Below are 18,858 nucleotides of genomic sequence, written 5' to 3' on the forward strand. Positions count from 1 at the left end.
GTGTGTCTCCCTTGGTTGAGAACGGGATCAAAGCAACTAGACGGCGAGGAAGCGGCTGATGGTTTCCTCGTCGACTTCGGCGCGGATGTTCTCGTGGACGATGCGGCCGTTCTCGATCACGAGGATGCGGTCGGCGACGTCGAGCACGAAGGACAGCACCTGTTCGCAGACGACGATGCAGAGGTTGGTCATGTCGCGGATCTGGCGCAGCACCTTGGCCATGTCCTTGATGATCGAGGGCTGGATGCCCTCGGTCGGCTCGTCGAGGAGGAGGACCTTGGGGTTGGTCGCGAGGGCGCGGGCGATCGCCAGCTGCTGCTGCTGGCCACCCGAGAGGTTACCGCCGCGACGCTTCGCGAACTCCTTGAGGATCGGGAAGATCTCGTAAAGCTCTTCCGGCACCTGCTTGCGGCCCGAGACGATGAGGCCGGTTTCGATATTCTCCTTCACCGTCATGGTGCCGAAGATCTGCCGGCCCTGCGGGACATAGGCGATGCCCTGCTTCACCCGCTGGTGCGAGGCGAGTTTCTGCACCTCCATGTCGCCGAGGCTGACGGTGCCCGAGGCGGTGGGCAATATGCCGACGAGGGATTTCATCAGCGTCGACTTGCCCATGCCGTTGCGGCCGACCACGGCGACGATCTCGCCGGGCGCCACCTTGAAATCGAGGCCGTGGAGAACTTCGCTCTGGCCATAGGCCACCTTGAGATCGCGGACGTCGAGCATTGTCATCACTCCTGTCTCAATGGCCGAGATAGACTTCGCGCACGCGCGGGTCTTCCTGGATCACATCCATCCGCCCTTCGGCGAGGACCTTGCCCTGGTGCAGCACGGTGACCTTGTGGGCGATGGATTCGACGAACTTCATGTCGTGCTCGATCACGATCACCGCGCGGCCCTCGATGATCCGGTTGAGCAGTTCGGCGGTTTTCACCCGCTCGGCGACCGACATGCCGGCGACCGGCTCGTCGAGCATCAAAAGGTCCGGGTCCTGGATCAGCAACATGCCGATTTCCAGCCATTGCTTCTGGCCGTGGCTGAGGATTTCCGCCTTGGTGTTCAGCTGATCCTTCAGGAAGATCATCTCGGCGATTTCGTCGATGCGGGCGACCACCTCGCTGCTGCGCCGGAACGCGAGGGAGCCGAAGACGCCCCGCCCCTTGGGGAAGGAAATCTCCAGATTCTCGAGCACGGTCAGGTCTTCGTAGATCGAGGGGTTCTGGAACTTCCGCCCGATGCCGAGACGGACGATCTCGTGTTCCTTCAGTTTCGTCACTTCCGTGTCGTTGAACTTGATGGAACCTTCCGAGACCTTGGTGCGGCCGCAGATGAGGTCGAGGACGGTGGTCTTGCCGGCGCCATTGGGGCCGATGATCACCCGCAGCTCGCCCTTCTGGATGTAGAGCGAGAGATCGTTGACCGCCTTGAAACCGTCGAAGGAGACGGTGACGCCTTCAAGGGCGAGGAGAATATCGCTTTCGACGATGGGACCGATGACGGGCATGGGGTCTCTCCTCTCACTCGGCCGGCGTCGGGGCGGGCCGGTCGGTCGGCTTGGCGCCGCCGCCGAACAGGACCTTCACCAGCCAGGGCCGAACATAGTCGTCGACGAGACCGGCCAGCCCCTTGGGGAAGAACAGGGTCACGCCGATGAAGAGGCCGCCCATGGCGAAGAGCCAGAGTTCCGGGAACATTTCCGAGAAAGTGGTCTTGGCCGCATTGACGATGAGCGCGCCGAGAAGGGCGCCGATCAGCGACAGCCGGCCGCCGAGGGCGCAGAAGATCACCATCTCGATCGAGGGCACGATGCCGATGATGGTGGGCGACATGAAGCCGACCTGCAGGGTGAACATCGCCCCGCCGATGCCGGCGAGCGCCGCCGCCGCGCAGAAGACGAAAGTCTTGAAATTGGCGACGTCGTAACCCGAGAAGCGCACCCGCTCCTCCTTGTCGCGGATGGCGACGAGGATGCGGCCGAGCTTGGATTTCAGGATGAAACGCCCGATCAGGATGCAGACGAGCAGCAGCGCGACGCAGACGAAATAGAGGATGTTGTGCGCGCCATCGGTGCGGATGTCCCAGCCGAGCAGGGTGCGCAGGTCGGTGATGCCGTTGATGCCGCCGGTATAGCCCTGCTGGCCGATGATCAGGATGGTCAGGACCGCCGTCACCGCCTGGGTGATGATGGCGAAATAGACCCCGCCCACCCGTCGCTTGAACATCGCATAGGCGAGGATGAAGGCGATCGCCGCCGGCACCGCCATGATGGCGAAGACGGTGAAGCCGAAGGAATGGAACGGCTGCCAGAAGAAGGGCAGTTCGGTCAGCTGGTTCCAGTCCATGAAGTCGGGGATGCCCGGGGTCGACTGGATCTTGGTCGCTTCCGGGGTCGAGGCTTCGAGCTTCAGGAACATGGCGATGCAATAGCCGCCGAGGCCGAAGAAGATGCCCTGTCCGAGCGACAGGATGCCGGTATAGCCCCAGCACAGCACGAGGCCGAGCACGACGAAGCCGAAGGAGAGATATTTGCCGACCAGGTTCAGGCGGAAGTCGTCGAGCAGCGCCGGGAAGACGACGACCAGCAGGATCGTGAGCAGCGCGAAACCGAGCCAGTTACTGGCGAGGGAGCGAATGTTCATGGGTCTTACCTCCGCACCTTGAGGACGAAGAGGCCCTGGGGCCGCAGCATCAGGAGGCCGATGACGATGAGGAGCGTGATCACCTTGGCCATGGAGCCGGAGATGAAGAATTCCAGCGCCGACTGGCTTTGCGAAATCGTGAAGGCAGAGGCGACGGTGCCGAGCAGGCTCTGCGCGCCGCCAAAGACGACGACGAGGAACGTGTCGACGATATAGAGCTGGCCCGAGGTCGGCCCGGTCGAGCCGATCATGGTGAAGGCCGCCCCGGCGACACCGGCGACACCGCAGCCGAGGCCGAAGGTCATGCGGTCGACGCGGCGCGTGTCGATACCGACCGCGCCCGACATGGTGCGGTTGGTGGTCACGGCGCGGACCTGCAGGCCCCAGCGCGACTTGAACAGGAGAACGAGCACGGCGGCGGTGATTGCGGCGGTCAGGCCCATGACGAAGAGGCCGTTGATCTGCACCTCGATCGAGTCCGTGACATTCAGCGAGCCCATCATCCAGTCGGGCAATTCGACGCCGACTTCCCGCGCGCCGAAGGTCGAGCGGAAGATCTGCTGCAGGATCAGCGACAGGCCCCAGGTGGCGAGCAGCGTATCGAGCGGCCTTGCATAGAGGTGCCGGATCATCACCCATTCGACCAGCAGGCCGAGGGCACCCGCGGCGATGAAGGCGAAGATCATCGCGAAGAAGAAATAGGCCGGATAGGCGAAGGGCAGGAACTCGGTGAACAGATGTGACGTCAGATAGGTCACATAGGCGCCGAGGATCATGAACTCGCCGTGCGCCATGTTGATGACGCCCATCTGGCCGAAGATGATGGCAAGGCCAAGGGCCATCAGGACGAAGACCGAAAACAGGATCAGCCCGGCGAAGCCTTGCATCACCAGGATCGAGCTCAGCTCGGCGAATGAATAATCGAACATGGCCGCGTCACCCCGCACGACGGTTGATGCCTCCCCGCCCCCCACCCGGCGTCACCCCGGCGAAGGCCGGGGTCTCGTCGGGCAGGGGCACCGGGGCCAATTCCGACGTCGTCCCGGCCTGCGCCGGGACGACGATGAAACGACTTACTGGTAGCCCTTGGGGAACGGGTTCGGCTCGACGAGGTCCGCCGTCTCGTAAACGACGTCATACTGGCCATCCGTACGGGCGCGGCCGACGCGGGTCTTCGACCACAGGTGATGGTTCTCGTGGATGCGGACGTAACCTTCCGGTGCACCGGTGAACTCGATGCCGGGCGAAGCCGCCGCCACCTTGTCGATGTCGAAGGAGCCGGCCTTCTCGACCGTCGCCTTCCACAGCCAGGGGCCGAGATAGGCGGCCTGGGTAACGTCACCGATAACGATGTCCTTGCCCCACATTTCCTTGAAGGCGGCGACGAACTTCTTGTTGTTCTCGTTGTCGAGCGACTGGAAGTACTTCATGCAGGCATAGGCGCCGACGATGTTCTCGCCGCCGATGCCGAGGATTTCGTCCTCGGTGACCGAGATGGTCAGCAGGGTCTGCTTGTTCTCGAGATCGAAGCCCGCGGCCTTCAGCTGCTTGTAGAAGGCGACGTTGGAGCCGCCGACGATGATCGCGTAAATGACGTCCGGCTTCTTCAACTTGATCTTGTTGATGACCGAGTTGAACTGGGTGTGGCCCAGCGGGAAATATTCCTCGCCGACGACTTCGAGCTTCTGGAAATTCTCGATGTGCTTGCGGGCGATCTTGTTCGAGGTGCGCGGCCAGATGTAATCCGAGCCGAGCAGGTAGAAGGTCTTGGCGCCCTTCTCCTTCACCACCCAGTCGAGACCGGCGATGATCTGCTGCGTCGCTTCCTGGCCGGTATAGATGACGTTCTTCGACTGCTCGAGGCCTTCGTAGAAGGTCGGGTAGTAGAGCATCCCGTTGTACTGCTCGAACACCGGCAGCACGGCTTTCCGCGAAGCCGAGGTCCAGCAGCCGAAGACCGAGGCGCATTTGTCGTTGACCAGCAGCTTCTTCGCCTTTTCCGCGAAGGTCGGCCAGTCGGAGGCGCCGTCTTCCTGGATGTATTTGATCTTGCGGCCGAGCACGCCGCCCATGGCGTTGATCTGCTCGATCGCCAGCTTTTCGGCCTGCACCGAACCCGTCTCCGAGATCGCCATGGTGCCGGTGACCGAATGCAGGATGCCGACGGTCACTTCCGTGTCGGTGACGGCGAGGCCGGTGGTGTTCACGCCGTCGGCCGCGAAGCTCGAACGGGCCGCGCCGCCGAAGGCCGCCATGGCCGGCACCGCCGCCATGCCCTTCAGCAACTGCCGCCGCAGCGGCGAAGTCAGGCCGGTCTTCTCGTTGATGTCGTCGCTTGCCATGCGCCCCTCCTATCGGGTGGTCCCTGTCAGATCGGATCGGGACAATGTCCCTGCGCAGCGATGGTCGGTCGATTTTGTGCAGTGCAGCCATACGCAGAACTGCGTATTTGCAGCGCAACAATTGCGCACCACTGTCTACGCATCGGCGGGACGGCGGGGCAGCCGCGACCGGCGGGGCTGCGCGGGTCGCGGTGTGGAGGTATTGTCGGCTGCGGTGAGGCGTTAAAGGCAGGGGCCAGGGGATGTCGGCACGACAGCGCATCGTCAGGGTGCGCCGCCAATACAATCAATGGGTGGCGAACCAGACGTTGGAGGATTACGCGCTTCGCTTCACCGCGAAGGGCGCCCGGCGCTGGTCGTCGTTCCGGGTGGCGAACACGGCCCTCGGCGCCATTTCGTTTCTGGCGCTGGAAGCGATCGGCGGCGCGATCACTCTATCCTATGGCTTCAGCAATGCAACCACGGCGATTATCGTCGTCGGCATCCTCATCGGTCTCACGGGGATCCCCATCACCTATTACGCCGCGAAATACGGCGTCGACATCGACCTTCTCACCCGGGGCGCCGGGTTCGGCTATATCGGCTCCACCCTCACCTCGCTGATCTACGCCTCCTTCACCTTCATCTTCTTCGCGATCGAAGCCGCGATCATGGCCCATGCGCTCGACATGATGTTCGGGCTGCCGCCGTCGATCGGCTATATCGTCTGCGCCCTCGCGGTCATTCCCGTGGTAACCCATGGCATTACCCTGATCAGCCGGTTCCAGATGTGGACCCAGCCGCTGTGGGTCGTGCTGCATCTGATGCCCTTCGCCTTTCTGGCGTTTTCGGGTGGCGACACCTTCAGCACCTGGCAGAGCCACACCGGACGGCACGGCGCGCCCGACGGCAGCGTCGACCTCATTTCCTTCGGGCTTGCCGCCTCCGTCGTCTTCTCGCTGGTCGCGCAGATTGGCGAGCAGGTCGACTTCCTGCGCTTCCTGCCGGCGACCTCGCCGACCCGGCGCGGGCGCGTCGGCTGGTGGGCGGCGCTGCTGGCGGCGGGGCCCGGCTGGATCGTGCTCGGCGTCCTCAAGATGCTGGCGGGTTCCCTGCTCGCCGTGCTCTGCCTTCAGCAGGGCATTCCGGCCGACAAGGCGTCCGAGCCGACGGAAATGTATCTCGTCGCCTTCGGCGCCATGTTCGGCGACCCCAATGTCGCCCTCGGCCTCGCCGGCGCCTTCGTCGTGCTGTCCCAGTTCAAGATCAATGTGACCAATGCCTATGCGGGCTCCATCGCTTGGTCGAATTTCTTCTCGCGCCTCACCCACAGCCACCCCGGCCGCGTGGTCTGGCTGGTGTTCAACGTCATCATCGCCCTGATGCTGATGGAGCTCGGCGTCTACGAGGCGCTGGAGCAGATCCTCGGGCTCTATTCCGTGATCGCCATCGCCTGGGTCGGCGCCATCGTTTCCGACCTCGTCGTCAACAAGCCACTGGGCCTGAGCCCGAAACATATCGAATTCAAGCGCGCCCATCTTTACGACATCAATCCGGTCGGCGTCGGCTCGATGCTGTTCGCGACCGCCATCGCCTCGATCGCGCTGTTCGGCGCCTTCGGGGCCGAGCTGCAATCCCTCGCGCCGTTCCTCGCCCTCGTCGTCGCCTTCACCACGGCGCCGCTGATCGCCATCGCGACCAAGGGCCGCTATTACATCGCGCGAACGCCCCGGCGGAACTGGCGCAAGCGCACCATCATCGCCTGTTGTATCTGCGAGCATAGTTTCGAGCCCGAGGACATGGCCTTCTGCCCGGCCTACGAAGGGCCGATCTGTTCGCTCTGCTGTTCGCTCGACGCCCGCTGCCACGACAGCTGCAAGGACAAGGCGCGCATCCCCGATCAGGCCCTGCATCTTCTCGGCAAGATATTGCCCGCCCGGGTGGTGGAACGGCTGAATTCCCGCCTCGGCCATTACCTCGGCATCCAGTCGATCGCCGCCGCCGTGATCGGCCTCACCCTGTGGCTGGTCTATTACCAGAGCACCATCGACGTCGGCGGCCACGATCCCGCCCTCGCCGGGATGATGTGGTCGATCTTCTTCATCCTGTTCATCATCACCGGGGTCGCCGCCTGGCTCTTCGTCCTCGCGCAGGAAAGCCGCCATGTCGCGCAAGAGGAATCGGCGCGCCAGACCACCCTCCTCATGCAGGAGATCGAGGCCCACAAGGTGACGGACGCCAAGCTGCAGAAGGCCAAGGAGGCGGCGGAAAGCGCCAATCTGGCCAAGACGCGTTATGTCGTTGGCATTTCCCACGAACTCCGCACGCCGCTGAACGCCATCTTCGGCTATGCCCAGTTGCTCGACCGCGATCCGGCCATGCCCGCCCACCGGCAGGACGCGGTGAAGGTGATAAGGCGCAGCGCCGAACATCTGACCGGCCTGATCGAGGGCCTGCTCGACATCTCGAAGATCGAGGCCGGGCGCCTGCACCTGCACCGCGACGAGGTCCAGCTGGAGGATTTCCTCGAACAGATCGTCGGCATGTTCCGCCTGCAGGCGCAGGGCAAGGGCATCGACTTCATCTTCGAGAAAAGCCCGAGCCTGCCCCAGGTCGTCTTCACCGACGAAAAGCGCCTGCGTCAGATCCTGATCAACCTCCTGTCCAACGCGATCAAATTCACCCGCCAGGGTCATGTTTCCCTGCGCATCCGCTATCGCAATCCGGTCGCCGAATTCGAGGTGGAGGACACGGGCATCGGCATCCATGCCGACGACATCGGCCGCATCTTCGACCCCTTCGAGCGCGGAAGGCAGCCCAATGTCTTCGCGGCGCTGGGCACCGGCCTTGGCCTGACCATCACCAAGCTGCTGACCGAGATCATGGGCGGGGAGATTTCCGTGACCTCGGTCTTCGGCAAGGGCAGCACCTTCAAGGTCCGCCTGCTGCTCTCCGCCTCCGGCCGCCAGGTCGAGAGCCGGGAGAGCGAACCCGCGGTGCACGGCTATCTCGGCGCGCCGAAGACCGTGCTCATCGCCGACGACGAGCTGGACCACCGCGACCTCATTCAGGATTCGCTTTCGCCCATCGGCTTTACCGTGTTCGGCGCGCCCGATGGCGCGACCTGTCTCGAACTCGCGAAAGTGGCGAAGCCGGACCTTGTCCTGCTCGACCTGTCCATGCCGGACATGAGCGGCTGGGAGGTCGCCCGCCGCCTGCGCGAGGACCAGGACCCGCCGCCGAAGATCATCATCGTCTCGGCCAATGCCAACGAATATCGCCCGGGCGGCGACGGCGATCTGCATGACGACTTCCTGGTGAAGCCCGTGCATCTGCGCCGCCTGTTCGATGCCATCGGCCGGGTGCTGCATCTGACCTGGACCCACGAGGCGCCGGCAACCCCACCCGCGGCCCCCGGCCTCGCCTTCGACCGGGCCGGCCTGCCCTCGGTCCGCCATATCCAGGAGCTGCTGAAACTGGGTGAAATCGGCTATGTGCGCGGCATCCAGGCCAAGCTCGACGAGATCGACCAGCAATACCCGGAATCCCAGGCTTTCACGACCGCCCTGCGGTCCATGGTGAGAGGATTTGCCCTCGATGAATACATGGACATCCTGCGCCGCCTTTCGACCGGTGGACCCCATGACCGCGCGTGACATCGTCCTCGTCGTCGACGATTCGCCCGGCACCCTCGGCATGTTGACCGACGCCATCGAGGAGGCGGGCCTGACCGTGCTCGTCGCCGTCGCCGGCAGCGCCGCCCTTTCCCTGGTCGAGAAGATCACGCCCGACGTCATCCTGCTCGACGCCATCATGCCGGGCATGGACGGGTTCGAGACCTGCCGCCGCCTGAAGCAGCTGCCGGCCATGGCCCATGTCCCCGTCATCTTCATGACCGGCCTGTCCGAGACCGAGCATATCGTGAACGGCTTTGCCGCCGGCGGTGTCGACTATGTCACGAAGCCCATCGCCCCGGACGAGCTGGTGGCGCGCATCCGCGTCCATCTCGCCAATGCCCGCCTGACCCAGAGCGCGCGCGCCGCGCTCGATGCCACCGGCCGCTACCTCCTCGGCGCCGACCGTCAGGGCCGCATCCTGTGGTCGACGCCGCAGGCCGCCGTGCTGCTCGGCGGCGCGGCCGAAAGCGGCCAGCTGCCGGCCGATGTCGGCCAATGGGTCGCCAGCCTCGCCGCGCCCGAAGGCGGCGCCAACCGTTTCGTGCCGGCGAGTCCGCCGGGCGGACGGGCGATCCAGTTCGGCTTCGTCGGCCGCACCGGCCCCAATGAATTCCTGCTGCAGCTGGCGGAAACCGATCAGCCGGCCCAGGAACTCACCTTGCGCGACCGCCTCGGCCTGACCGCGCGGGAGGGCGAAGTGCTGATGTGGCTGGCACGGGGCAAGTCCAACCGGGATATCGCCGAAATCCTCGGCCTGTCGCCGCGCACGGTGAACAAGCACCTCGAGACGATCTACGACAAGCTGGGGGTCGAGAACCGCACCGCCGCCGCCATGCTGGCGCTGCGCACCCTCGACGGCGATCGGGGGCACTGACGGGGCTGTCGAGCCCAAGAAAAAACCCCGCGGCATCGCTGCCGCGGGGTTTTCCGTCGCGAGGACGGCTCAGGCGGCCTGGAGATTGACCGCCGAGACCTTGCCCTGCTTGCCCTTTTCGAGGTCGAAGCTGATGCGCTGGCCTTCGTTCAGGCTGCCGAGGGTCGAACGCTCGACCGCGGAGATATGGACGAACACGTCCGCGCCGCCGTTTTCCGGAACGATAAAGCCGAAGCCCTTGGTGGCATTGAACCACTTCACGGTGCCGATAGTCATATTGGGTAGTCTTTCGAGAATGGGTGTTCATCCCGCAGGTTTGCAGGACAGGTCAGATTTCAATGTCGGGATGGACGGGGCCGTCGCTGGGTAGCGGGAGCGCAAGGCCGCCAAACGTCGAAACGTGATCGCGGGCACTATGGGCAAGCCCGGCCCGCGATACAAGCCCTAAATGCCGATGCCGGTGTCCCGGCCGCGCGCGGATCAATCCCCGATGGCCGCGACGGCCGCGAAACCTTCGCCGGTCGCCTCGAGAATCTGCGCCATCTGCGCGTCGCTCAGGGCGGCGGAAATGAACCAGTTGTGGCGCGGATGGGTGAACACCCCGGCCTTGGCGCAGGCGGCGGCGAAGACATCGGTTTTCGCCCAGTCGCTTTCGCCCGGGAAACACAGATAGGGCATGGTGACATGGCCGGTCAGGCTGCAGTCGACGCCATATTTCGCCGCCTGCGCCAGCAGCCCGTCCCACAGCACCTGGCCGAGGGTGTGCATCCGCGCGACGCTGCCTTCCCGCGCCATGACGTCCAGGGTGGCGAGAGAAGCCGCCATGGCGACCGACGAGAACCAGAACGAGCCCGTCGTGAAAATCTTCTCGATCGCCGGGCGCAAGACGTCGATCCCCATCAGCGCCGCGATGGGATGACCGTTGCCCAGCGCCTTGCTCCAGGCCGACAGATCGGGCGCGACACCGATCCCGGCCCAGCTGCTGCCGAAGCCGAGGCGCATCCCGCAGCGCACCTCGTCGAGCACCAGCATGGCGCCCTTCTCGTCGCACAGGGCGCGCAGGTAGCGGGCGAATTCCGGCTCCACCAGTTCCTGCGGCAAACCGGCGTCATGGCGGAAGGGCGAGACAATGATGGCGGCGAGATCGTCGCCGCAGGCGGCCAGCGCGGCCTCGACGCTGGCGATGTCATTGTAGCGGTAGTTGTAGAGGTCGGCGCGTGCCCCGGGCGTGGTGCCGAGCGGGATCGGCGTGCACCAGGGCGCGGCGCCGTGATAGGCGCCGGTCGCCATCAGCACGCCCTTGCGCCCCGTGTGGGCGCGGGCGACGGTGAGCGCGAGGGTGGTCGCATCGGTGCCGTTCTTCTGGAACATCGCCCAGTCGGCGTAATCGACGATGCCGGTCAGCCGCTCCGCCAGTTCGACCATGCGCGGGCCGGGCAGGTTGAAGCAATCGCCCAGCATGGCCTGTTCTCGTGCCGCGGCCTCGACCTCGGGATGGCGGTGGCCAAGCACGATGGGGCCATAGGAACACAGCAGGTCGATATACTCCCGCCCGTCGACGTCGCGCACCACCGCGCCCTCGCCCGAGGCGATGAACTGGGGCGCGCCGGGCCACAGGTGCTTCGCGGCCTGGTGGCCATACATGCCGCCCGGAATGACCGCGGCGGCGCGCCGGCGCAGATCGGCATCGACCGAGGCGACGGGGGCGGGAAAGGCGATGGAATTCATGGCGGCGGCTTCCCTCTGATCACGCGGATACGGCAGCGGGCGGAAGCCCACGGTCTTATCGTGACAGAGGAACAGGCCCCGCGCGCTCCATATTCCGGTGGAGGGCAGAGGGCCCTGCGCGCCTCAGACCGGCGGAATGCCCGCCCGCGCGAGGGCGGCGTGCTGGCGCGCGCCAAGCTGGGCGGCGTCGAAACCGTCCAGCGCCTCGTTGAACAGGCGGAACCAGTTGCGTCTCGCGCCGAGGTGCAGGAAAACGGCGCCGAGGCCGATGGCGGCGCGGTCCATGAAGACGAATTCCCGCGGCGGACGCAGCGGCCCCAGCGTCTTCAGCCGGCCATGGACCTGCATCATCTCGCGCCGCCCGTATTCGGCCGGGGCGACGCCATCGGCGATGGTGCGTTCCCGGTCGTCCAGCAGCGGGCCATAGATGAAGCGCGCCCAGATGTTCAGGGTCTCGATCAGGTCGGACGAGAGATCGCGGAAGCCCCAGGTCTCATAGGCATGGACCGCGCGCGCCTCATCGCCCGTCTGCAGCGCGCGATAAAGCTCGACCACGCCGCCGACGAAACTCGCCGGGAAGACACGCACGCAGCCGTAGTCGAGCAGGTTGATCCCTTCCGCCTCGCCATGGACCGTGTAATTGCCGAGGTGCGGATCGCCATGAATGACGCCGAGCCGGGCGAAGGGCAGCCACCAGGCGCGGAACAGCACTTCGGCGAGGTGATTGCGCTGCCCCTCGCCTGCGCCCTTCCAGTCGAGGATGGGCGTGCCGTCGAGCCAGCTCATGGTCAGCAGGCGCCGGGTCGACAAGTCGGCGACGGGCCGGGGCACCCGGATATGCGCCTCTCCGCCCAGAACCTCGGCGTAGAGCCGCATGTGGCCGGCCTCGCGGGTGTAATCCAGCTCTTCCCGCAGGCGGTCGGAGATTTCCTCGTAGATTTCGGCGGTGTCGATCACCCCGTCCAGGCGCTTGTGGATGGAGAGGGCGAGTTTCAGCTGTTTGAGGTCGGCCTCGACCGCGGACAGCATGTCGGGATATTGCAGCTTGATCGCCAGCGCCGTGCCGTCATGCGCCGTCGCGCGGTGCACCTGGCCGAGCGAGGCGGCGCCCACCGCGTCCTGCGCGAACTCGGCGAAACGCCCGCGCCAGTCGGGGCCGAGTTCGGCGCTCATGCGGCGGCGGACGAAGGGCCAGCCCATGGCGGGGGCCTGCGACTGCAAGGTCGCCAGTTCCTTGGCGAATTCCTCGGGTACCGCGTCGGGCACGGTCGCGACGATCTGCGCGACCTTCATCAGCGGGCCTTTCAGCCCGCCCAGCACGCGGCGCAGCTCGGCCGCGATCTTGGCGTAATCGGCCTCGCCGCCCGTCAGGCGGCGGCCCGCTTCGCGCAGGGCCATGCCGCCGACGGCGCCCGTGACCTTGGCATAACGGCGGGCGCGGCTGGCGAGGCGATTGCCCTCCGCGTCCCGCTCGTCATCCATCGCGTTACATCGCCTCGAGCTGGTCGATCAGGCCGGAGACGACGTCCATGCCCTTCGACCAGAAGGCCGGATCCGAAGCATCGAGCCCGAAGGGCGCGAGGAGTTCCTTGTGCCGCAGGGTGCCGCCTGCCTTCAGCATCTCGAAATATTTCTGCTGGAAGCCGCCCTCCGCGCCCTCGTAGACGGCATAGAGCGAATTCACCAGACAGTCGCCGAAGGCATAGGCATAGACGTAGAACGGCGAATGGATGAAATGCGGGATGTAACACCAATAGGTCTCGTAGCCCGGATTCATGCGGATCGCGGGGCCGAGGCTCTCGCTCTGGATCTCCAGCCAGATCTCGCCGATGCGCTCCGCCGTCAGCTCGGTCTTGCGGCGCTCGTCGTGGACGCGGCATTCGAACTGATAGAAGGCGGTCTGGCGCACCACCGTGTTGATCATGTCCTCGACCTTGGTCGCGAGCAGGATCTTGCGGCGGGCGGGATCGGTTTCCTTGCGCAACAGGGCCTGGAAGGTCAGCATCTCGCCGAAGACCGACGCCGTCTCGGCGAGGGTCAGGGGCGTGTCCGCCATCAGCGGCCCCTGCGCCGCCGCCAGCACCTGATGGACGCCGTGCCCCAGCTCGTGGGCAAGGGTCATCACATCCCGCGTCTTGCCCTGATAGTTGAGGAGCAGATAGGGATGGGCGGAAGGCACGGTCGGATGGGCGAAGGCGCCCGGCGACTTGCCAGGGCGGACCGGCGCGTCGATCCAGGCCGCGTCGAAGAAGCGTTGGCCGATATGGGCAAGCTCGGGCGAGAAATCGCCATAGGCGCCGAGCACGGTTTCCTTCGCCTCGGACCAGGAAATCGTGCGGTCGTCGCCATCGGGCAGCGGCGCATTGCGATCCCAGGCGTTCAGCGCCTCGACCCCGAACCACTTGGCCTTCAGCGCGTAATAGCGATGGGACAGCCGGGGATAGGCCGCGCGCACGGCGGTGACCAGCGCGTCGACCACCTCGGCCTCGACCGCGTTGGACAGGTGCCGGGCCGAGGCTGGCGTCGCATAGTGACGCCAGCGGTCCTCGATCTCCTTGTCCTTGGCGAGGGTATTGGTGATCAGGGCGAACAGCCGGACATTTTTCGCGAAAACCTCCGACAGGGCGTCGGCTGCCGTCTTCCGCACTTCGGGGCTGCGGTCCGACATCAGGTGCAGCGCCTCGGCCGAGGTCAGTTCCTTGCCGTCGACGGAAAAGCGCAGCGCGGCGAAGGTCTCGTCGAACAGGCGGGTCCAGGCGGCGCGGCCGGCGACATATTTCTCGTGCAGCAGCTTCTCGATCTCGTCGGACAGCTGATGCGGACGATAGGCGCGAAGATCCCGCAGCCACGGCCGGTAATGGGCGAGTTTCGGCGATTCGGCGAGTTTCGCTTCCAGCACCTCATCCTCGAGCTTGTTCAGCTCGAGGGTGAAGAACAGCAGCTCGCTCGACACATCGGTCAGCTTTTCCTGAGCGGTCTGATGGAACTGCGCGATCTTCGCGTCCGCCATGTTGCCGGCATAGACGAGACCCGAGTAGGAGCCGATGCGACCCATCAGGTCCTGCAGCTTCTCGTATTCGGCCAGCGCCTCGCCGATGGCATCGCCCGGCAGCGATTCGAGCTTGCCCTGATAGCGGGCGGCGAAAGCCTTCACCGCCGCGCCCGCCTCGTCGAAGGCGGCCGCCAGTTCGGGCGAATCGAGGCCCGGGTAAAGATCGCTCAGATCCCATTCGGGCAGCACGCCCAGTTCCTCGTTCCGCTTCGCTTCGCTCATCGACCCGTTCCGTCGCAAGATCCTGTGGGCGATATGGGGGCGGCGCCCCCGGCTGCCAAGGCTTTCCGCCTTACTCTTCGCCGCCGACGGCGCCTTCGTGCATCCCGAGCGCCTCGAGATAAAGCTCGAGGATGGCATCCATCTCCTGCCGCTCGGCCTTGTCGATCTTGCGCAGGCGGATCACGGTGCGCAGCACCTTGGTGTCGAAGCCGTTGCCCTTGGCCTCGGCATAGACTTCCTTGATATCCGCGGCGAGGGCCGCCTTCTCTTCTTCCAGGCGCTCGATGCGGGCGACGAACTGGCGCAGCTGCTCACCGGCGATGCCGACGACTTCGGCCATGATGGACCTCTTCTACTGTGGGAATATGGCTGCGGACGTTAGCCGGGGCGGACCGGCCTTGGCAATCGGCGAGGCCAGCAGAATTTTTCACGAGGGCGTTGACAAGCCCCGGGCAGAGCGGTATCAACCCGGCCTCGCACCTGCCCAGGTGGCGGAATTGGTAGACGCGCTAGTTTCAGGTACTAGTGCCCGTAAGGGCGTGAAAGTTCGAGTCTTTTCCTGGGCACCACAGCGACCCCCTCACCCGATCGAGGCCGCGCCATGACCGTGACGCTCCACAAGGGCGATCTCCCGGCCGAGCTCGATCTCGGCCCCATCGTTGCCATCGACACCGAGACCATGGGGCTGAACCCCCATCGCGACCGGCTGTGTCTCGTCCAGCTCTCGTCCGGCGACGGCAATGCCCATCTGGTGCAGATCGCCCTCGGCCAGAAATCGGCGCCCAACCTCGCGCGGATGCTGACGGACCCCAAGGTCCTGAAGCTGTTCCACTTCGCCCGATTCGATATCGCCGCGCTCTATCAGGGCCTCGGCGCGCTGACCGCGCCGGTCTATTGCACCAAGATCGCGTCCAAGCTGGTCCGCACCTTCACCGACCGCCACGGCCTCAAGGACCTGTGCAAGGAACTGGCCGGAATCGAGATTTCCAAGCAGCAGCAGTCGTCCGACTGGGGCGCCGGGGATCTGTCGGAAGCGCAGCTCGCCTATGCCGCCTCGGATGTCCTCTACCTTCACACCCTGAAGGCGAAGTTCGACGTCCTGCTGGCCCGCGAGGGGCGCACCGCCCTGGCGCAGGCCTGCTACGACTTCCTGCCGACGCGGGCGCTGCTCGACCTTGAAGGCTGGCCCGAAGTCGACATATTTGCTCACTAGGCCCTGGGCGCGGCAGCGGCCGCGACGGGCTTTCCGCACCGGGTCCCGGCCGGCGGCCCGGCCCCGAGCGTGCCGGCCGACAATGGCTGCCAAGCGAGCATGATAAATTGAGCGATCTTTCCACCGATCTTGCCGAAGCCCGCCGCGTCATCGCCATGGAGGCGGACGGTCTCGCCGCCCTCGCCGATTCGCTGAACGGCAATTTCGGGGCGGCGGTCGCGCGGATCGCCGGTGCCGCCGGACGGGTCGCCGTCTCGGGCATGGGCAAATCGGGCCTTGTCGGGCGCAAGATCGCCGCCACCATGGCCTCGACCGGCACGCCCGCCCAATTCGTCCACCCGGCCGAGGCAAGCCACGGCGACCTTGGCATGATCACGCCGGACGATGTCGTGATCTGCCTGTCCAATTCGGGCGAGACCAAGGAACTGGCCGATATCGTCGCCTATACGCGGCGCCACGGCATCTGCCTGATCGCCATCACTTCGGGCGCGAACAGCACCCTCGCCCAGGCCAGCGACATTCTCCTCGCCCTGCCGGCGGCGCCGGAAGCCTGCCCGCTCGGCCTCGCGCCCACGACCTCGACCACCATGCAGCTCGCGCTTGGCGACGCGCTGGCGGTCGCGCTGATGGCGCGGCGCGGCTTCACCGCCGAACAGTTCAAGTCTTTCCACCCCGGCGGCAAGCTGGGCGACAGCCTGGTGAAGGTCGGCGCCCTGATGCACAAGGGCGAGGAAATTCCCCTGGCCGGGGCCAGCAGCCGGATGGACCAGGTGATCCTGACCATCACGTCCGGCCATTTCGGCTGCGCCGGTGTCGTCGATTCGGCCGGCCGGCTGATCGGGGTGATCACCGACGGCGATCTGCGCCGCAAGATGGGGCCGGACCTGCTGGCCCTCAGCGCGGGCGAGGTGATGACCCGCAACCCGCGCACGACGACCGAAAACGCGCTGGGCGCCGAGGCACTGTTCATCATGAACAGCAAGGCGATCACTGCGCTCTTCGTCGTCGACGGCGAAGGCCGGCCGGTGGGCGTCCTGCACATCCACGATCTCCTCCGCGCGAAGGTCGCCTGACATGCCGCGGCCGACGCTGTCGCCGAAGCGGGGACCGGTGCTGCCGGTCCAGATGCCGCATCCGCGCTCGGCCGGCCGCAGCTACAGCCGCTTCGTCGGGTTGATGAAGATCGTGCTGCCGCTGGTCGCCATCGGCCTCCTCGGCGCCGTCCTGCTGTGGCCGACGCTGGAAAGCCGGCAGGAAGCCGCCCTGTCCTACAGCAATGTCGAGGTGCGGGCGGACGGGCTCGAGATGATCGCCCCCGTGCTGACCGGGGCCGACGACAAGGGCCGGCCCTACGCCGTGACCGCGGCCAAGGCCAATGCCGACGGGCTGGAGCCGACCCGCGTCACCATGAGCGACATCAAGGCCGATCTCGCCGCCGAGGACGGCAAGCCGGTGAAGGTCATCGCCGCCACCGGCGTCTACCTACTGAAGGAACAGACCCTCGACCTCGATGGCGGCGTCACGGTCACACTTTCCGACGGACACCAGGTGAAACTCGAAAGCGTGCGTCTCGACCTTGCCAAAGGCACGGCTTCGAGCGACAAGCGGGTAATAGCCTTCGGCCCCACCGGACAGATCGAAGCCAACTCCATGCAGGCCAGCGACAACGGCCATGTGATGCGCTTCGACGGACAGGTCAGGGTCGTGATCACGCCGCGGGACGCCCCCACCCCTGCGAGCGGCCAGCCGAGGAACGGAGAATGACGAAAGCTGTACGTGTCCTGCGCCATGCCACCGTTCTCGGCCTCGTCTCGGTTCTGGTTGCTGGTATGCCCGCCCTCGTCGCGCCCGCGCTGGCGCAAAGCGCGGCCCAGCCGGGTCCGCCCCGCCTGAATTTCAATTCGAGCGCGCCGATCGAGATCCTGGCGGACAGCCTCGAGGTGACGGATCAGAGTTCGTCCGCCGTTTTCGCCGGCAATGTGAAGGTCACCCAGGCCGACATGATCCTGCGCGCGGACCGGCTGGAAGTGACTTATGCCGGCGGCAATATCGCTGGCGGTGAGGCCGGCGCCGGCCCTTCGGGCATCAAGAAGATCGTCGCGCGCGGCAATGTCTTCGTCACCGCCCGGGAAGATACCGCCCAGGGCGACAACGCGGTCTACGACCCGGCCGCGGGCACCGTGATCATGACCGGCAACGTCATCCTGACCCGCGGCGAGAATGTGCTGAAAGGCCAGGAACTGACGGTCAACCTGCGCACCGGGCGCAGCGTGATGACCGGCGGCGGTGGCAGCGACGGCCGGGTGAAGGGCCTGATCGTGCCCGAACAGAAGTCCGGCGGGCAGAAGGCGCAATGAACGACAGGCTCGCCGCCCAGGCCGAGGCGGAGGCGCCGGCCGCGGAAACCGGTCTGGTCGCGCATTCCCTCGGCAAGATCTACAACAAGCGCCCCGTGGTGCGCGGCGTCTCGCTGCATCTGCAGCGCGGCGAGGTGGTCGGCCTGCTCGGCCCCAACGGTGCCGGCAAGACCACCTGCTTCTACATGATCTCCGGCCTCGTCGCGCCCGATTACGGCAGCATTTTCTTCGACGGCCAGGACGTCACCAGCCTGCCCATGTATCGCCGCGCCCGCCTCGGCATCGGCTATCTGCCGCAGGAAGCCTCGATCTTTCGCGGCCTGACGGTCGAGGACAATATCCGCGCCGTGCTCGAGATCGTGGAAACCGAGCGCGACCGGCGCGAAGCCGTGCTCGACGACCTGCTGGCCGAATTTTCCATCGCCCACCTGCGCAACACGTCATCGGTCGCGCTGTCGGGTGGCGAGCGGCGCCGGGTGGAAATCGCCCGCGCCCTCGCCACCAGCCCGGCCTTCATCCTGCTGGACGAACCCCTTGCCGGCATCGACCCGATCGCGGTCGACGACATCCGGAATCTGATCGGCCATCTGAAACACCGGGGCATCGGCGTGCTGATTACCGATCACAATGTCCGCGAAACGCTGGACATGATCGACAGGGCCTACATTATTCATGAGGGGCAGGTCCTGATGGAGGGCACCCCCGACGAGGTGGTCGCCCACGAGGGTGTCCGCCGAGTCTATCTCGGTGACAGGTTCAGCCTCTAACAGGTAGG

Annotated in this window: 17 protein-coding genes and 1 tRNA gene; 8 read left to right on the plus strand and 10 right to left on the minus strand. The window is 65.7% G+C overall.

From position 1 onward, the window contains the following. Positions 1 to 36 precede the first annotated feature (36 nt). The 5 genes from urtE to urtA all read right to left on the minus strand — a co-directional run bounded on the left by urtE (position 37) and on the right by urtA (position 4,981). Positions 37 to 726, minus strand: coding sequence for an urea ABC transporter ATP-binding subunit UrtE (urtE, locus tag DKG74_RS16770; protein ID WP_109907330.1), 690 nt, complete (start codon positions 724 to 726; stop codon positions 37 to 39). Positions 727 to 742: 16 nt separating this feature from the next. Continuing rightward, positions 743 to 1,504 (minus strand): urea ABC transporter ATP-binding protein UrtD, encoded by a 762-nt coding sequence (gene urtD / locus DKG74_RS16775; protein ID WP_109907331.1) that lies wholly within the window; start codon positions 1,502 to 1,504, stop codon positions 743 to 745. A gap of 13 nt (positions 1,505 to 1,517) precedes the next feature. Further along, positions 1,518 to 2,639, minus strand: a complete 1,122-nt coding sequence (urtC, locus tag DKG74_RS16780) for an urea ABC transporter permease subunit UrtC (RefSeq protein ID WP_109907332.1) — start codon at positions 2,637 to 2,639, stop codon at positions 1,518 to 1,520. A gap of 5 nt (positions 2,640 to 2,644) precedes the next feature. Beyond that, a complete protein-coding gene (gene urtB, locus DKG74_RS16785; RefSeq protein WP_109907333.1) occupies positions 2,645 to 3,568 on the minus strand; it encodes an urea ABC transporter permease subunit UrtB in 924 nt (307 codons plus the stop codon). 144 nt (positions 3,569 to 3,712) lie between these two features. Next, the gene (gene urtA, locus DKG74_RS16790; protein WP_109907334.1) at positions 3,713 to 4,981 is read right to left on the minus strand and encodes an urea ABC transporter substrate-binding protein; all 1,269 of its coding nucleotides are present in this window, start codon (positions 4,979 to 4,981) and stop codon (positions 3,713 to 3,715) included. Between the two features lie 242 nt (positions 4,982 to 5,223). Between urtA and DKG74_RS16795 the strand changes: the two genes are divergently transcribed. Together DKG74_RS16795 and DKG74_RS16800 are read left to right on the plus strand one after the other, a co-directional pair. Further along, on the plus strand, positions 5,224 to 8,616 hold the full coding sequence (locus tag DKG74_RS16795; RefSeq protein WP_109907335.1) for a hybrid sensor histidine kinase/response regulator: 3,393 nt from the start codon (positions 5,224 to 5,226) through the stop codon (positions 8,614 to 8,616). Continuing rightward, positions 8,603 to 9,511 carry a response regulator transcription factor gene (locus DKG74_RS16800; protein WP_109907336.1) on the plus strand — a complete coding sequence of 303 codons (909 nt, stop codon included), beginning with the start codon at positions 8,603 to 8,605 and terminating at the stop codon, positions 9,509 to 9,511. The genes DKG74_RS16795 and DKG74_RS16800 overlap by 14 nt, the downstream gene beginning before the upstream one ends. 69 nt (positions 9,512 to 9,580) lie before the next feature. On the opposite strand, the gene DKG74_RS16805 is transcribed toward DKG74_RS16800, so the two are convergent. The 5 genes from DKG74_RS16805 to DKG74_RS16825 all read right to left on the minus strand — a co-directional run bounded on the left by DKG74_RS16805 (position 9,581) and on the right by DKG74_RS16825 (position 14,853). Then, the gene (locus DKG74_RS16805) at positions 9,581 to 9,787 is read right to left on the minus strand and encodes a cold-shock protein (RefSeq protein WP_109907337.1); all 207 of its coding nucleotides are present in this window, start codon (positions 9,785 to 9,787) and stop codon (positions 9,581 to 9,583) included. 204 nt (positions 9,788 to 9,991) lie between these two features. Beyond that, on the minus strand, positions 9,992 to 11,239 hold the full coding sequence (locus DKG74_RS16810) for an aminotransferase class III-fold pyridoxal phosphate-dependent enzyme (protein ID WP_109907338.1): 1,248 nt from the start codon (positions 11,237 to 11,239) through the stop codon (positions 9,992 to 9,994). Between the two features lie 123 nt (positions 11,240 to 11,362). Next, positions 11,363 to 12,721, minus strand: a complete 1,359-nt coding sequence (locus DKG74_RS16815; RefSeq protein WP_109907339.1) for an ABC1 kinase family protein — start codon at positions 12,719 to 12,721, stop codon at positions 11,363 to 11,365. A gap of 4 nt (positions 12,722 to 12,725) precedes the next feature. After that, positions 12,726 to 14,513, minus strand: a complete 1,788-nt coding sequence (locus DKG74_RS16820; RefSeq protein WP_109907340.1) for a M3 family oligoendopeptidase — start codon at positions 14,511 to 14,513, stop codon at positions 12,726 to 12,728. A gap of 70 nt (positions 14,514 to 14,583) precedes the next feature. Further along, positions 14,584 to 14,853, minus strand: a complete 270-nt coding sequence (locus DKG74_RS16825; RefSeq protein ID WP_109907341.1) for a DUF2312 domain-containing protein — start codon at positions 14,851 to 14,853, stop codon at positions 14,584 to 14,586. A gap of 142 nt (positions 14,854 to 14,995) precedes the next feature. On the opposite strand from DKG74_RS16825, the gene DKG74_RS16830 reads away from it, so the two are divergent. The 6 genes from DKG74_RS16830 (at position 14,996) to lptB (ending at position 18,850) form a co-directional block, all read left to right on the plus strand. After that, positions 14,996 to 15,082 (plus strand) — tRNA-Leu (locus DKG74_RS16830). Between the two features lie 32 nt (positions 15,083 to 15,114). After that, positions 15,115 to 15,726, plus strand: coding sequence for a ribonuclease D (locus DKG74_RS16835; protein WP_109907342.1), 612 nt, complete (start codon positions 15,115 to 15,117; stop codon positions 15,724 to 15,726). A gap of 155 nt (positions 15,727 to 15,881) precedes the next feature. After that, positions 15,882 to 16,799: a KpsF/GutQ family sugar-phosphate isomerase gene (locus tag DKG74_RS16840; protein ID WP_109907433.1), complete on the plus strand. Its 918-nt coding sequence runs from the start codon at positions 15,882 to 15,884 to the stop codon at positions 16,797 to 16,799. 1 nt (position 16,800) lies between these two features. After that, positions 16,801 to 17,490 carry an LPS export ABC transporter periplasmic protein LptC gene (gene lptC / locus DKG74_RS16845; RefSeq protein WP_109907343.1) on the plus strand — a complete coding sequence of 230 codons (690 nt, stop codon included), beginning with the start codon at positions 16,801 to 16,803 and terminating at the stop codon, positions 17,488 to 17,490. Next, positions 17,487 to 18,083, plus strand: a complete 597-nt coding sequence (gene lptA / locus DKG74_RS16850) for a lipopolysaccharide transport periplasmic protein LptA (protein WP_109907344.1) — start codon at positions 17,487 to 17,489, stop codon at positions 18,081 to 18,083. The genes lptC and lptA overlap by 4 nt, the downstream gene beginning before the upstream one ends. Continuing rightward, positions 18,080 to 18,850 carry an LPS export ABC transporter ATP-binding protein gene (gene lptB, locus DKG74_RS16855; protein ID WP_109907345.1) on the plus strand — a complete coding sequence of 257 codons (771 nt, stop codon included), beginning with the start codon at positions 18,080 to 18,082 and terminating at the stop codon, positions 18,848 to 18,850. The genes lptA and lptB overlap by 4 nt, the downstream gene beginning before the upstream one ends. Positions 18,851 to 18,858: the final 8 nt, after the last annotated feature.

The sequence above is a fragment of the Zavarzinia aquatilis genome (assembly GCF_003173035.1).
GTDB classification, from domain to species: Bacteria; Pseudomonadota; Alphaproteobacteria; order Zavarziniales; family Zavarziniaceae; genus Zavarzinia; species Zavarzinia aquatilis.